Origin of the sequence: Ferrovibrio sp., assembly GCF_025869515.1 — a bacterium.
In the GTDB taxonomy this organism is placed as follows: Bacteria; Pseudomonadota; Alphaproteobacteria; order Ferrovibrionales; family Ferrovibrionaceae; genus Ferrovibrio.
The window spans coordinates 37,687-52,302 of sequence record NZ_JAOZVR010000086.1 but is presented as its reverse complement, the minus strand read 5'-3'; the positions used below and the strand labels follow the sequence as shown (position 1 = coordinate 52,302).

The window sequence follows — 14,616 nt, the reverse complement described above, 5'->3', positions numbered from 1 at the left end:
GTCTTTGGAACTCCGCCCGGCCTGGGCACGCGGCGGTTCAGCCGGAGCCGGCATGCGCTGCTCGCTCGACGCCCGGCTCGGGTCGCTGTATTCCGGCATCGCGCGCAACGTTTCCCTGCTCGCATCGGCCACCACAACCAGATCGTTGCCGCGGCTGCTGAAGCGCAGGCGCTCCCAGGGCAGTACCACCTTGCGCCGGCCAACCCCCAAGACACCGCCAGTGGCCACGATGATCGCGCTGACGCGGCCATCGGTGGTCACCAGAACCTCAGCCACGTCGCCAAGTTTTTCGTCTGTCGCGCTGGTGACATCCGCGCCGATCAGACGATTGCCTTTCACCTCGGCCGTTCCGGTTCCCGATATCGGCACCAGCGTATCCGATGTCGGCTTGTCGCCGGCGGCGGGGGCCGTCGTATTCTGCGCCACTGCCACGCCTGGCAGCGACAGCATCAATGCGACGGCGGGAATAGCAAAGCTGCGTTTCATGACGAACCTCTCTTTCCGGCGAATTCCGGACTGATGCCGCGCATTCCTGCGGCTTCTATCATGTAGGTCGGCATCGCTGCGCCGGCCGCGCAGAGGCTTCGATAAAACTGCAATATTGCTGTGACCCGCTAATCCCGAAGCGGTTTGCGTTCCGGCGGCAAAGCTTCGTAGGGCGTGCGCAGGCCGATCCGATGGTTGGCGCGGAAGATATTCCCCTCGGGATCGGCCAGCACGGCCTGACGGGCATTGTAATACGTCAGATATGGCGGCTTCAGCACGCGGCCGCCCAGGCGACTGCAGTCCGCTGCGACGCGATCAACTGCCTCGGCAGTATCGAGTTCAATGGTGAAATACGCGCCCAGCGGAGGCGGCACTGCCGCATCCGCCGGCCGCCGCGAGTCGAGATTGAGCAGCGCGTAAGCCTCGGCTGCATTGAATCCCAGTTCAGCGCCACAGGCATCGAGGCAACGATAGATCGGCGAGCGGTGCGCAACGATTTCGGCAAAGCCGAACAGATCGGCATAGAAACCGGCCAGCGCAACGATATCGCGGGCAAACAGATTGACATATGCCAGACGTGCCGCAGTCATGCCGATCACTCCCCCTTGCGGCCGTATGACCGGTTGAACATCTCCATCATATGCTCGCCGGCCAGACAGGGCGCATAAAGCGGCGGCCGGTCCGGGCTGCTGCATCCGGGCAGACATTCGATGCGCGAAAAATGATCCGGTGTATAGAAAAACGGCACCGAATAACGATCGCGCGGTATCACGGCATGGTTCAACACCCGATGCATGTTCGAACGGTAGAGGTCGTTGGTCCAGCGCTGCACCAGATCGCCGAGATTGACCACGAAGCTGCCGGCCAGCGGCGGTGCCATGATCCAGTCACCGGCCGTGTTCTGCACCTCCAGCCCGCCGGCATCGTCCTGGGCCAGCAGAGTGATGCCGCCCCAGTCGGTATGGGCACCGGCGCCAAGCTGGTTGAACTGCGCGGCTTCCGGCTGCGGCGGATAATGCAGCAGGCGCACGACCGCATTCGGCTTGCGATACATCGGCGCGAAGTAATCGGGTTCCAGGTCGAGCGAGCGGGCCAGCAGGCTGAGCAGCCGGTCGCCCAGATGCCGCATGGCGGCATGATAGACCTGCATCTGCGTACGGAAACCGGCCGCGTCAAAATCCGCCAGGCCCTCGCCGGGCCACTGGTTACAGCCATATCCGCGGATGCCGGCCAAAAGATAGGGATCGTCGACCGGCAGGTCGGCCGTGTAATAATAGCCCTCCTTCAGATCGGGGGGCGATGCCGCATCCAGAACCTGGCCGGCCAGCGGTTCGTAACCGGCGAAGCTGCGCGAGCGCTGCATATGCAAGGCGAGCTTTGCCTGCGCCGGCAGCGCGAAGAAACGTCGCGCCCAGTCGAACTGCGCAGCAATCAGTGCCTCCGGCACGCCATGGCCGCTGACATAGAAAAATCCGGTATCGCGGCAGGCCTTATGAATCTCCCGGGCAGCAACGCTGCAGGCAGCCTCGTCGCCGCCGGCGGTGGCGGCGATATCGATGACGGGAAGTTCGCGCGCGGGCTGCGGCGGTGTGTAGAGGACCATGATCGGGCATCCGGACGGGTGACATCAGCCCCGAGCACCATGCAGCATTGATGCCAGATCAGGGATCAGGCGGCGCGGTCGTCCTGATGCGCCAGCACCACATCGAGAAACGCCTGGCCAAACCGCTCCAGCTTGGCCTGGCCGATGCCGTGAATATCCGTGAGTCGATACAAACTGCTCGGCCGTTTCGCCGCCAGTTCCAGCAGGGTGCGGTCGGAAAAGATGACATAGGCCGGTTGCTGCAGTTCGGTGGCGAGACGGCGCCGCAGATCCTTGAGGGCCGCCAGCAAACGCTGATCGGCCGGCTCCAGAGCTGCTTCGGCCATGCCGGGGCTGCCGCGACGACCGCGGTCCCGCCGCGCCGCGAGCGATTCGACACGCATCTCCACCCTGCCCTGCCCGCGCAGCACGGCGCGGCCAGCATCGGTGATGAACCAGCCGCCATGGCCGGCGATATCGAGATCGATCAGGCCGGCGCCATAGAGCTGGCGGAAAATCGAGCGCCAGGCATTGGCATCGCGATCCTTGCCGACGCCGAATGTGGGCAGGCGGTCATGTTCGCTGCGCAGGATCGCATCCGTCGCGTTGCCAAGCAAAACCTGCACCAGATGCTCAGTGCCGTAACGCTGGCCGGTACGGGCTATCGCCGACATCGCCTTCTGTGCTTCCACCGTGCCGTCGAATCGTGCCACGCCGTCCTGGCACAGGTCGCAGTTGCCGCAGGGCCCGGAGGTCTCGCCGAAATAGGCCAGCAGGGTCTGGCGCCGGCAGCGCGGCGACTCACAGAGTGCGACGAGGGCATTGAAGCGCTGGCGCTCAATCCGCTTGCGATCGTCAGAGGTCTCGCCTTCCTCGATCTGCAGGCGGCGCAGGCGCATGTCATCAAGGCCATAGAGCGTCAGCGTCTCGGCCGGCAGCCCGTCGCGGCCGGCGCGGCCGATTTCCTGGTAATAGGCCTCCACGTTGCGCGGCAGGTCGGCATGGCAGACATAGCGCACATCGGGCTTGTCGATACCCATGCCGAAGGCGACGGTCGCCACCATCACCACGCCATCCTCGCGCAGGAAGGTGTCCTGGTTCGTGTCGCGCAGGCGTTGTTCCATGCCGGCATGATACGGCAGGGCATTATGCCCCATGGCTACCAGGCCGGCGGCCAGTTCCTCGGTACGCTTGCGCGAGGAGCAGTAGACGATGCCGTTCAGGCCGCGCCGCGCGGCAATGAAATCGCCGATCTGCTTCCGGGCGCTGGCCTTGGGCTGCATCATCAGATGCAGGTTCGGCCGGTCGAAGCTGCGGATGAATTCCCGTGGCCCCCTCATACCCTCATGGCTGGCGAACAGCTTCTGCACGATATCGGCCCGCGTCGGCGCATCGGCCGTGGCCGTCAGTGCAATCGTGGTGATATTGCCCAGCTCGGCGCGGATGTTGCCCAGAGCCAGATATTCCGGGCGGAAGTCGTGCCCCCATTGCGACACGCAATGGGCTTCGTCGATGGCCAGCAGGCCAGCATTGAAGCGTTTGAGCAGTGTTACCGTATCGGGCCGCACCAGCCGTTCGGGAGCGACATAGAGCAGCCGCAGGCTGCCTTCGCGCAGATCACGGTAGACGCGCTGGTTCTCGGCATCGTCATTGGCGGAATTCAGGCTGGCGGCATTGATGCCAAAGCCCTGCAACTGCCGCACCTGGTCGCGCATGAGCGCAATCAGCGGCGAGACCACCACGGTCAACCCGCCACGCAGGATGGCCGGCAACTGGTAGCACAGCGACTTGCCGCTGCCGGTCGGCATCACCGCCAGTACATCCTCGCCGGACAGCAGGGCCTGCACGATTTCCGCCTGCCCGGCGCGAAAGCGCTCGAACCCGAAAACCGTGTGCAGCGTGGCTTGCGCCGCGTCCAGAGATATAGATGTCATGCCGACCGCTTCGGGGCGCCGATTCGCCGCCCGCGCTACCGGCATAGCAAAGAAGCGGCCCGGCCGCGAGGGGCCGGGCCGGGATCAGTTGTCCCGAATCACATGCGTGACGGCAGCCACAGAATGATCTCGGGGAAGATCACCATGATGGCAATCACGATCAGATGCGCGATGAAATGCGGGAAAGTGCCCTGGAACACCTCTATCACCGGCCTTTGCGCGTAGCGTGACACAATGAAGCAGTTCAACCCGATCGGCGGCGTGATCATGCCGACTTCGGCGGTCACGATCTTGATGACGCCGAACCAGAGCGGGTCGAAGCCGAGCGACTTGATCAGCGGCAGCACGATCGGCACGGTCAGCACCAGGATGGCGATCTGGTCCATGAAGGACCCGAGCACGATATAGCCGGCCAGGATCAGGGTAATAATGACCCAGCGCGAAACGTCGAGTCCGCCAACCCAGGCCACCAGCGATTGTGTTACCTGGGTAAGCGTAAAGAAATACCCGAAGATATGGGCGCCAAGCAGGATCATGGCGATCATGCAGCTGCTATGCGCCGCCCGCTTGAAAGCGTGCAGCATGGTGGAGCGGTCGACCCGGCCGCGATACAGCGCCATCAGGAAAGCGCCCAGCGCACCGATGGCCGATGCCTCGGTCGGCGTGGCGATGCCGGTATAGATGATGCCGGTCACCAGACCGAACAGCACCAGCATCGGACCCACTTCGCGCAGCAGCCGCACCTTTTCGCGGAAGGCCACAACGGGCCCGCGCGGTGCCCGCGAAGGTTCCTGCCAGACCAGGATATAGACCGTCAGCATGATCGCCGCAGTGACGAACAGGCCGGGAATCACGCCACCGATCAGCAGTTTTCCGATATTCACCTCGGCCAGCAGGCCGTAGATCACCAACGCCACGCTGGGCGGGATCAGCATCGCGAGCGTGCCCGAAATCGCCACCACGCCAGCGGCCAGTTTGGGTTCGTAGCCCTGTTTCAGCATGGCCGGCAGGCTGGTGGACGACAGCGTCGCCGCCGAGGCCGTGCTGGTGCCGCAGATCGCGCCAAAACCGGCGCCGGCCAGCGCCGTGGCCATGCCGAGACCGCCCGGCACGCGGCCGATCCAGGCCGCCGCCGCACGGAACAGACCGTCGGCGACGCCGCTAATCAGCACCAGTTCCGCCATCAGCAGGAACATCGGGATGGTGATCAGTTCGTAGGAGCTGACTGAGGTGAGCGGCGTGGTCTGCAGGATACCGAGCAGCATGTCGGGGCCGCCGGTGATCCACAGGCCGAGGCCGCCGGCAATGCCCATGGCAAAGCCGACCGGCGCACCAAGGGCGAGCAGGACGAAAAGGGTCGCAAGGACCAGCAGCACAATCATTCTACCATCTCCCGTTCCATCGCTTCCGGCGAGCCGCTGACCGGAGTGAGTTCGATGGTTTCCGTTCCAGTGATCAGGGTGCCCAGATGCGCCACCAGATGCAGGCCGAGCCGCAGGGTCAGCAGGCCTGCACCGAAGGGCACCAGCGCGATCGACGGCCAGGTCGGCCACGGGATCAGGCCGGCAAGCACGTCGTCTTCGATATAGCTGTCCAGCGCCCGCCCCGCTCCGGCATAGGCGATGCCAGCGAACAGCAGCAGCGACAGGGCGCAGACGACGATTTCGCTGAGCCGGCGCTGCAGCGGCGTCATGTAATGCTGCAGGATATCGACACTGACATGGGCGTGATGCGCGAACGTACCCGACAGGGCAAAGTAGAACAGTCCCGTCATCAGATAGAGCGCAATCAGGTCATAGGCCCAGCTGAACGGACTGTTGAAGAGATAACGCATGCCGACATCGGCTGCGGCAATGATCATGATCAGGAACATCACCAGGGCCGCAAGCAGGCCCGTGACCTCCTCAATCCCCTGCAGTGCCCTGTTTATGGCTCGTATCATCCCTGCCTCCCCGTTCTTCTTGTTTTATGGCTGTTTCGCCGCGGCGACGATCCGCTCGGCGGCGCGCAGATGCGGCTTGTCGATCATCCTGTCGTCGATCTTCACCACGCCGGCGGCGGGGTCGGCGGCGAAAGCCGCGATGATGCGCCGGGCCCAGGCCAGTTCATCGGCCGTGGGCGTGAAGGCCGCATTCACGGTATCGACGTGATTGGGATGGATCACCGCCTTGCCGGCGAACCCGTCGCGGCGGGCCTCGCGGGCTTCCTGGGCGATGCGTTCGAGATTGCCGATCTCGGTGCTGACCGTGTCGATGGCGGCGACATTCGCGGCCGCCGCACCGGCCAGGCAGAGATTGCGCGCCATGACATAGGGGCTGTGCCAGACGCCATTGCTGCGGTTTTCGGTGGCGCCCAGCGAGGCTGCCAGATCCTCCCCGCCCCACATCATGCCGCAGAGCCGCGAGCTGGAATTTTTATAGCTGTCGAGGCCGAACAGTGCCTCGGCGGTTTCGGTGACAATGGCCAATATTTTCGTCTGGCCGGCAGCGATACCATGCGCCGCCTCGAAGGCATCTAGATACAGGGCGAGCTTCGCAACATCGGTGCCGCCGCCGCATTTCGGCAACACAACGCCATCGGGCCGGCCCGGCATCACGGCTGCCAGGTCGGCCAGGGTTTCGCCGGTGTCGAAGGCATTGACCCGCACGAACAGGGCCGCGCGGCGGGACGGCACCGCCAGCATGTCGGCGGTAATGGCCCGCGCTTCGACCTTGCGGCCGGCCGCCACCGAATCCTCCAAGTCGAGGATCAGCATATCGGCCGCGGTGGTAACGGCCTTGTCGAATTTCCGGCGACTGTCGCCCGGAACGAACAGCATCGAACGCATGGCTTACGCCTTTTTCCGTCGCATCAGGGCCGTGCGGCGGCAGACGGCCACCATCTCGTCGCGCTGGTTGAATGCGGTGTGCTCGAACTCGACCAGACCCGCATCGGGGCGCGACTTGCTCTCGCGGCGCGAGATCACCTCGGTGCGTACCCGCAGGGTGTCGCCGTGGAAAACCGGCTTGGGGAAGCGCACATCGGTCATGCCCAGGTTGGCGATGGTGGTGCGCAGGGTGGTGTCGTTCACGGTCATGCCGATCATCAGGCCGAGCGTGAAGAGACTGTTGACGATGCGCTGGCCAAATTCCGTGGTCGCCGAGAAATGCTCGTCGAGATGCAGGGGCTGCACGTTCATGGTCAGCGTGCTGAACAGCGTGTTGTCCATTTCCGTGACCGTGCGGGTCCATTCATGGTCGAACACCCGGCCCACCATCAGCTCGTCGAAATACAAACCGGCCATTGCTCTGCGTCTCCCTCTGTCAATTCCTGCCCAAGCCCCAGTCAGCCAGGATCGCATCCTGACTGCGCGGAGCCGTCTGCGGCGGCGTCGGCCGGTCCGGCCGGGTGCGACTGAACCGTGGCGCCGGCGCCGGCTGCACCACGCCGTCAATCTCGATAAAGCTGCCGCGGGCACGGTGATGTGGGTGATCCGGCGCCTCGGCCAGCGACAGCACCGGCGATACGCAGGCATCGCTGCCGTCCAGCAGCGCCATCCAGGCATCGCGCGGGCGACTGCGGAAATGCGCGGCGAGGATTGTCCTGGCTTTGCCCCACTGCGCCGGGTCGTCGAGCGACGGCAGGCAGGCGGGATCGAGCCCGATCCGCTCCAGCATCACGGCACGGAAGCGCTTTTCGATTGGCGCGACAGCCAGGAATTTGCCGTCGGCGCATTCGTAGCAGTCATAGAAGGGCGCACCGGAATCGAGGATATTCTCGCCGCGCGCATCGCTGTGCAGGCCGGCGGCATGCAGGCCATAGAAGGATGTCATCAGTGACGCCGCGCCATCCACCATAGCCGCATCGACCACCTGCCCCTGCCCTGACTTTCTCGCTTCGAGCAGTGCGCAGACCATGCCGAAGGCGAGGTACAGCGACCCGCCGCCGAAATCGCCGACCAGATTGAGCGGCGGCGTCGGCGCCGCTCCCTGCCGGCCGATGGCATGAAGGGCGCCGGTCAGCGCGATGTAGTTGAGATCATGCCCGGCCGTCGGCGCCAGCGGGCCATCCTGGCCCCAGCCGGTCATGCGGCCATAGACCAGCCGCGGATTGCGCGCAAAGCAGATATCCGGGCCAAGGCCGATCCGCTCCATCGTGCCGGGCCGGAAGCCTTCGATCAGGGCATCGGCCTGGCCAATAAGATTAAGCGCGGTCTGCAGTCCGGCGGGTGATTTGAGGTCGAGCTTGAGCGTCTCACGGCCACGATTGAGCAGATTGAAGCGCGCCGGCTTCTCGATGCCGAGATCGGCGGCCTGTTCGGGCCGGTCGAGCCGCAGCACCGTGGCGCCCATATCGGCAAGCAGCATCGCCGCCATCGGCGCCGGGCCGATACCTGCGAATTCCACGATGCGATAGCCGGCGAGCGGGCCCACGGTACGATCAGGCCTGGCGACGCTGCATCATGCGCAGCGGATTGTAGGCGAGCGTGACCGCGCCGGCATGGGTGACCACCTTGTTCATGGTGCGCACCAGGCCGCGATCAGGCTTGGAGGTCGGCCGCATCTCGATCACTTCGCATTCGACATGCACGGTGTCGCCGACGCAGGTCGGGCCCTTGATATCGACGGTGGCATTGAGGAATGCCAGGCCGGTTTCCTGCATGCTGGGGGTGAGCAGTCCTTCGGCGATGGCATAGACCATCACGCCCGGGACGACACGACCCTTGATGGCCCGGCGGTCGCGGTCGGAATCGTTGGTGAACAGCTCCTCGTTCATCCAGCTGACGCCGACGAAATTCACCAGGTCAGCTTCGGCGATAGTGCGGGCTGCCGTGCGGAACTGGTAACCGACTTTCAGGTCGTCCCAGATGAAGCCGCGTCCGATGATATGCATGTCTGTCCTCCTGTTATCCTGCGCGCAGCAACGGCATCGCCGCCTGCTGCAGCCTGTCGCGCCAGTCCGGCGCCGCAATCGCGATCATGCGCCGCGCCCGTTCGGCCAGCGTGCAGCCGCGCAGTTCGGCAACGCCGCATTCGGTGACGACCAGATCGGCGTCGCTGCGCGGCGTGGTGACGACTCCGGCGCCGAGCTGCGCCACGATGCGGCTGATGCTGCCGCCCCGGGCGGTGGCCGGCAGTGCGATGATGGCGCGACCGCCGGACACGGCATTGGCGGCACGGGTGAAATCGAGCTGGCCGCCGACGGCGCCGAGATAGGTGCCATCCACCACTTCCGCATTGACCTGGCCGGTCAGATCGACCTCGATGGCGGAATTGATCGCCATGAAATCGCGCAGCCGGCCGATCACGGCCGGCGCATGGGTATAGTCCGACGGTGCCAGGCGGATCGCGGGGTTGTCGTCGGCGTAATCGTAAAGCCGTCGCCCGCCGAACAGCACCCCGGTGATGCTGACACCGGGATCGATGGCCTTGCGCGCATTGGTGATGACACCGGTCTCGATCAGGGCACAGACACTGTCACCCGCCATGCCGGAGTGGAGACCGAGATCGCGGCGGTCCTGCAGGCTGGCCATGATGGCATCGGGGATGCTGCCGATGCCCAGTTGCAGCGTGGCGCCATCGGGAATGAAGCGGCTGACATGAGCAGCGATCTGCCGTTCCGTCTCGCCGATCGTCGCCGAAGGCAGTTCCAGCGGTGGCTGGTCGGCCGCCACAAAGGCATCAATGCGCAGATCGGCGGGAATCTCGCCGCCATGGGTCCAGGGCACGTCCCCGTTCACCTCGGCGATCACCACACGCGCCCGCCGCGCCGCTGCCAGCGTGTAATCGCAAGCCAGGCCCAGGCTGTGGCGTCGCCCATGGCGCGGCGGCGCGAGTTGCAGCAGCACCACATCGGCCGGCAGCCGGCCGCTGGCAAACTGCGGCGCCAGCTGACTGTAATGGCTGGTCAGAATATCCAGGCGGCCGGCCCGCGACAGTTGCGCCGCCCTGCCGATGCCGCAATAGCCGGTGAAGGTGAGTTTCGCCGAAGCCTCCGCCGGAAAGCTGTCGGAGAAGACCGGTCCCAGAAACAGCCGCAGCGGGCCGAGCGCATCCGCCTGCGCCACCAGCCGCCGGGTCAGGCTGCACGGCTCGGCTGTGCCCTGCCCACAGACGACCGTATCGCCGGGTTTGACCCAGCGGGCAAAGTCGAGGCTGTCGGGCTGCAGCAGCATGGCGCGTCAGTAGGATTTCGGCAGGCCGAGCACACGCTCCGCGATGAAGCAGAGGATGAGCTGCGGGCTGATCGGCGCGATCCGCGGGATCAGCGATTCCCGGAGATAACGCTCGACATGATATTCCTTGGCATAGCCATAGCCGCCATGGGTCATCACCGCGGTCTGGCAGGCCTTGAAGCCGGCTTCGGCGGCGAGATACTTGGCCGCATTGGCAGCGGCGCCGCTCACCTTGCCGCTGTCGTACTGCCAGGCGGCCGACATCACCATCAGCCAGGCGGCTTCCAGTTCCATCCAGGATTCGGCCAGCGGATGCTGGATCGCCTGGTTCTTGCCGATCGGCCGGTTGAACACCACGCGTTCATTGGCATATTGCGTCGCCTTCCTGAGCGCGACCCGGCCGAGGCCGACGGCTTCGGCACCGATCAGGATGCGCTCGGGGTTCATGCCGTGCAGGATGTATTCGAAGCCGCGGCCTTCCTCGCCGATGCGATCCTCCATCGGCACGCGCAGGCCGTCGATGAAAACCTGATTGGAGTCGACCGCCTTGCGGCCCATCTTCTCGATCTCGCGCACCTCGATGAACTTGCGGTCGAAATCGGTGTAGAACAGGCTGAGGCCTTCGGTCGGCTTCTTCACTTCTTCCAGCGGCGTGGTGCGCGCCAGGATCAGCATCTTCTCAGCCACCTGGGCGGTCGAAATCCAGACCTTGGCGCCATGCATCAGGTAATGGTCGTTGCGGAGCTCGGCCTTCAGCTTCAGTTGCGTGGTGTTCAGGCCGGTATTCGGCTCGGTGACGGCGAAACAGGCCCGGTGCCTGCCCTGCACCAGCGGCGGCAGCATGCGCTGCTTCTGCTCGTCGTTGCCGAACACCACGACCGGATTGAGGCCAAAGATATTCATATGCACGGCCGAGGCGCCCGACATGCCGGCGCCGGAAGCCGCAATCGTCTCCATCATGATGGCGGCTTCGGTGATGCCGAGCCCGGCACCGCCGTATTCCTCGGGGATGCAGATGCCGAGCCAGCCATCCCTGGCGAGTGCCTGGTGCAGCTCGGCGGGATAGCCGCCGTCCTTATCCTTCTTCAACCAGTAATCGTCGCCGAAACGGCTGCAGATTCCGGAAATCGATTCGCGGATAGCGTCCTGCTCCGGGGTGAGCGCGAAATCCATGATATTCCTCCGTTGACTTAAGCGGCTTCGCCGGCGTCGCGCGTGACCTTGTCGGCGCGCAGCCGGGCGATCTCGGCCTCGCTGTAGCCGGCCTCGCGCAGCACTTCGCTGCTATGCTCGCCGCAGCGTGGCGTCGGCCGCGTCGGACCGGGCTGGCTCTGCGACCAGGTGCTGGGGTAGCGCATGGTGCGCAGCGTGCCTTCGCTCGGGTGCTCGGTGGTCTGGAAGAACCCCGTGGCGTTGAGATGCGGATCGTCGAAAATGCTGTCGAGATCGTGCAACGGCATGGCCGGAATGTCGGCCTCGTGCAGCAGCTGCAGCCAGGCCTCGGTGCTGCGCCCGGCGATGGTCTCGGCGATTTCGGCATACAACTCATCGATATGCCGGGTCCGGCTGGCCAGATCGGCGAAGCGCGGGTCCTTGTCCAGCTTGTCGGGCTGGCCGATGGCATTGAAGAAGCTGCGCCACTGCTTGTCGTTATAGATCAATACGCAGACATAGCCGTCGCTGGTGCGGAAAGGCTTGCGCGCAGCCGCCAGCAGGCGCGCATAACCCGGCTTGCCGAGTGGCGGCTCGAAGCTGCGACCGCCCATGTGATCGCCCAGCACAAAGCTCGCCATGGTCTCGAACATCGGAATGTCGATGCGCTGGCCCTGTCCGGTGCGCTGACGGTGATACAGCGCGCCGAGAATATTGCCGAAGGCCGTGAGGCCGACGACGCGGTCGGCCATGGTGAGCGGCACATAGCGCGGCTCGTGGCCACCGGCGAGCTGATAGAGCGTCGGCAGGCAGGCCGCTCCCTGAATCAGGTCGTCATAGGCCGGACGGGCCGCATAGGGTCCGTCCTGGCCGTAACCGAACACGCCGGCATAGATGATGCCGGGATTGACTGCAGCGACATCCTCATACGACAGGCCGAGGCGGGCCATCGCCTGCGGCCGCACATTGTAGAACAGCACATCGGCCGTGCCGGCCAGCCGCAGCAGCGCTTCGCGCCCGGCCGGCTGCTTGAGGTCAAGCACGATACTGCGCTTGCTGCGGTTGGCATGCAGGAAGATCGGCCCCATATCCGCATGGCGCGCCGGCCCGAGACCGCGGACCAGATCGCCCTGCGGCGGCTCCACCTTGATGACATCGGCGCCCATGTCACCGAACATCACGGTGGCATAGGGCCCCATCAGCACGGTGGTGAGGTCGATGATGCGAACACCCTCAAGCGGACCAGGCATTTACTTCTGCACCTCCGCCAGCGCCTTGCGATAGGCCGCGAGTACGTCCGAACCGGGCTTGCCGCGCTTGTCGAGGCTGTCGGCCCATTCCTTGGCAATCCCTGAGGAAATGCCGGCGACCGCCTGTTTCTCGGCGGCCGGGAACGGACCCATGATGGTGCCCTTGGCACGGATCTTGGCGATGTCGGACTGCACTTCCCTGTCCGTCATCTCGCAAGCCCGACGCGTGGCCGCCTCGCCCGCCTTCGCGATGGCCGCCTGCACATCCGGTGCCAGCTTCTTCCACTTCGCCTCGCCGATCAGGTAGGTCAGCACGGCGGAGCCGAAATTCTCGTCGGTGGTCGAGAATTTGGTCAGGCCGGCGAGGTCGTAGGACACCACGCTGGCATAGGGCAGCAGCATGCCGTCGATGGTGCCGCGCGACAGCGATTCGTAGATTTCCGGCGCCGCCATGCGCACCGGCACGCCGCCATAGGCACGCACCGTGGCGTCCATCGCACCGCCGGCGGTACGCAGCTTCAGGCCGTTCAGGCTCTTGTGGCCGTCCAGCTTCGCCTTGCCGGTGAAGACCTGATATGGCGGCAGCACCAGCGTGAAGATCATGCGCACGTTGTTGGCAGCGAATTCACGCTTGGCCAGGATGCCGTCGCCGGTCGCCAGCCTGTAATAGGCCAGAGTGCCGGCACAGCCGGTGGCAAAACTGCCGGGCAGTTCGGCCACCGCCGACAGCGGCATCTTCTCGGACACGTAGGACGGCACGACATAGCCAATATCGGCCACGCCGGTCTGGGTCAGGCTGAGCAGATCCTTGGCCTTGCCGAGCTGTTCGGACGGATAGTATTCGAAGCCGACCTTGCCGTTGGTCATGCGCTCGACTTCGGCCATCCAGAACTTGGTGCCGTATTCGGCAAAGAAGTGTCCGACCGGCAGGCTGTCGGCCACACGCATCTTCTGCTGCTGAGCCATGGCCGGCGTCGCCGCCATGACGCCGAACAGAGCGGCAATCGTGGTAATACGGGCAATCATTTCAACGCCTCCTCGAAGGCCTTGAGGACTTCGGTGCCGGGCTTGCCGCGCTTGTCGAGCCCCTGGGCCCATTCGACATTCACGCCCGCCATATGCTGGCGCACGGCGGCCTTGTCGGCCGCGCTGAGCGTCACCAGTTCAACACCGGATTTGCCGAGCCGCTCCTGGTCGGCCTTTTCGCCGGCCTGGGAGATTCCGCAGGCGCGCCGGCTGGTTTCCTCGGCCATGCTGTCGAACAGCTTGCGCACATCGGCCGGCAGGGTCTTCCACTTCCGCTCGCTGATCACGTAGTTGACCACGAAGCTGCCGAAATTCTCGCCCACCGTGGTGCTCTTGAGCAGACCCTGCAGATCGTAGGAGTAGATCGACGAGAACGGGAACAGCATGCCGTCGATGGTACCGCGCGACAGTGCTTCGTAGACTTCAGGCGTCGACATCGAGATCGGCACGGCGCCCAGCTTGCGTACCGCCAGTTCCTTGGCGCCGCCGCTGCTGCGGATCTTCAGGCCTTCGATCGACTTCAGGTTCTCGATCTTCTTCTTGCCGAGGAAGACCTGATAAGGCGGCAACACGATGGTGTAGAGCAGCCGGATACCGGTCGGCTTGAATTCGCGCTGATCGAGGATGCCGCCATCCCGCGCCAGCTTGAAGTAGGCCATCGTGCCCTGGCAGGATTCCGTGAAGCTGGCCGGCAGTTCGGCCACCGCCGAGAGCGGCATCTTGTCGGTGACGAAGGAGGGCGGCACATAGCCGATATCGGTAACGCCGCTCTGGGTCAGCGTCAGCATGTCCTTGACCTTACCGAGCTGCTCGCCCGGATAGTATTCGAAAGTCACGGCGCCGTTGGAGCGCTTGGTCAGCTCGGCGAGCCAGACCTTGGTGATCTTTTCGCCGATGTAATGGCCGCTGGGGAAAGAATCCGCGACGCGCAGCTTGATCGGATCGGCCGCCCGGGCTTGCCCTGCCAGCAACGCAACAACAACGGCTCCGCAAAGGGCGGAGTGCCTGGTAAGCGTCCTCATGTTTCGTTTC

General features: G+C 64.8%; 15 protein-coding genes. All 15 read right to left on the bottom strand.

The window, feature by feature from the left end; genetic code table 11:
- Positions 1-486: PRC-barrel domain-containing protein (locus OJJ21_RS14075; RefSeq protein WP_297687210.1), on the bottom strand; the 486-nt coding region annotated here is incomplete at its 3' end.
- A gap of 128 nt (positions 487-614) precedes the next feature.
- Complete coding sequence (locus OJJ21_RS14070; RefSeq protein WP_297687209.1) at positions 615-1,076, bottom strand: VOC family protein; 462 nt, start codon at positions 1,074-1,076, stop codon at positions 615-617.
- Between the two features lie 5 nt (positions 1,077-1,081).
- Positions 1,082-2,089 carry a 2-oxoglutarate and iron-dependent oxygenase domain-containing protein gene (locus OJJ21_RS14065; RefSeq protein WP_297687208.1) on the bottom strand — a complete coding sequence of 336 codons (1,008 nt, stop codon included), beginning with the start codon at positions 2,087-2,089 and terminating at the stop codon, positions 1,082-1,084.
- Between the two features lie 65 nt (positions 2,090-2,154).
- A complete protein-coding gene (recQ, locus tag OJJ21_RS14060) occupies positions 2,155-4,002 on the bottom strand; it encodes a DNA helicase RecQ (protein WP_297687207.1) in 1,848 nt (615 codons plus the stop codon).
- Between the two features lie 98 nt (positions 4,003-4,100).
- Complete coding sequence (locus OJJ21_RS14055) at positions 4,101-5,384, bottom strand: TRAP transporter large permease subunit (RefSeq protein ID WP_297687206.1); 1,284 nt, start codon at positions 5,382-5,384, stop codon at positions 4,101-4,103.
- A complete protein-coding gene (locus OJJ21_RS14050; protein ID WP_297687205.1) occupies positions 5,381-5,944 on the bottom strand; it encodes a TRAP transporter small permease in 564 nt (187 codons plus the stop codon). The genes OJJ21_RS14055 and OJJ21_RS14050 overlap by 4 nt, the downstream gene beginning before the upstream one ends.
- Before the next feature lie 24 nt (positions 5,945-5,968).
- Positions 5,969-6,829, bottom strand: a complete 861-nt coding sequence (locus OJJ21_RS14045; RefSeq protein ID WP_297687204.1) for a CoA ester lyase — start codon at positions 6,827-6,829, stop codon at positions 5,969-5,971.
- A gap of 3 nt (positions 6,830-6,832) precedes the next feature.
- On the bottom strand, positions 6,833-7,285 hold the full coding sequence (locus tag OJJ21_RS14040) for a MaoC family dehydratase (protein ID WP_297687203.1): 453 nt from the start codon (positions 7,283-7,285) through the stop codon (positions 6,833-6,835).
- A 19-nt stretch (positions 7,286-7,304) separates the two neighbouring features.
- On the bottom strand, positions 7,305-8,414 hold the full coding sequence (locus OJJ21_RS14035; RefSeq protein WP_297687202.1) for a CaiB/BaiF CoA-transferase family protein: 1,110 nt from the start codon (positions 8,412-8,414) through the stop codon (positions 7,305-7,307).
- A gap of 7 nt (positions 8,415-8,421) precedes the next feature.
- Positions 8,422-8,874, bottom strand: coding sequence for an acyl dehydratase (locus OJJ21_RS14030; RefSeq protein WP_297687201.1), 453 nt, complete (start codon positions 8,872-8,874; stop codon positions 8,422-8,424).
- Positions 8,875-8,887: 13 nt separating this feature from the next.
- Positions 8,888-10,156, bottom strand: a complete 1,269-nt coding sequence (locus tag OJJ21_RS14025) for an acetyl-CoA hydrolase/transferase C-terminal domain-containing protein (RefSeq protein ID WP_297687200.1) — start codon at positions 10,154-10,156, stop codon at positions 8,888-8,890.
- A gap of 6 nt (positions 10,157-10,162) precedes the next feature.
- Complete coding sequence (locus OJJ21_RS14020; RefSeq protein ID WP_297687199.1) at positions 10,163-11,329, bottom strand: acyl-CoA dehydrogenase family protein; 1,167 nt, start codon at positions 11,327-11,329, stop codon at positions 10,163-10,165.
- Between the two features lie 17 nt (positions 11,330-11,346).
- A complete protein-coding gene (locus tag OJJ21_RS14015; protein WP_297687198.1) occupies positions 11,347-12,558 on the bottom strand; it encodes a CoA transferase in 1,212 nt (403 codons plus the stop codon).
- Complete coding sequence (gene dctP, locus OJJ21_RS14010) at positions 12,559-13,584, bottom strand: TRAP transporter substrate-binding protein DctP (RefSeq protein WP_297687197.1); 1,026 nt, start codon at positions 13,582-13,584, stop codon at positions 12,559-12,561.
- Positions 13,581-14,606 carry a TRAP transporter substrate-binding protein DctP gene (gene dctP, locus OJJ21_RS14005; protein ID WP_297687196.1) on the bottom strand — a complete coding sequence of 342 codons (1,026 nt, stop codon included), beginning with the start codon at positions 14,604-14,606 and terminating at the stop codon, positions 13,581-13,583. Before dctP (OJJ21_RS14005) ends, dctP (OJJ21_RS14010) begins: the two co-directional genes overlap by 4 nt.
- Positions 14,607-14,616 lie beyond the last annotated feature (10 nt).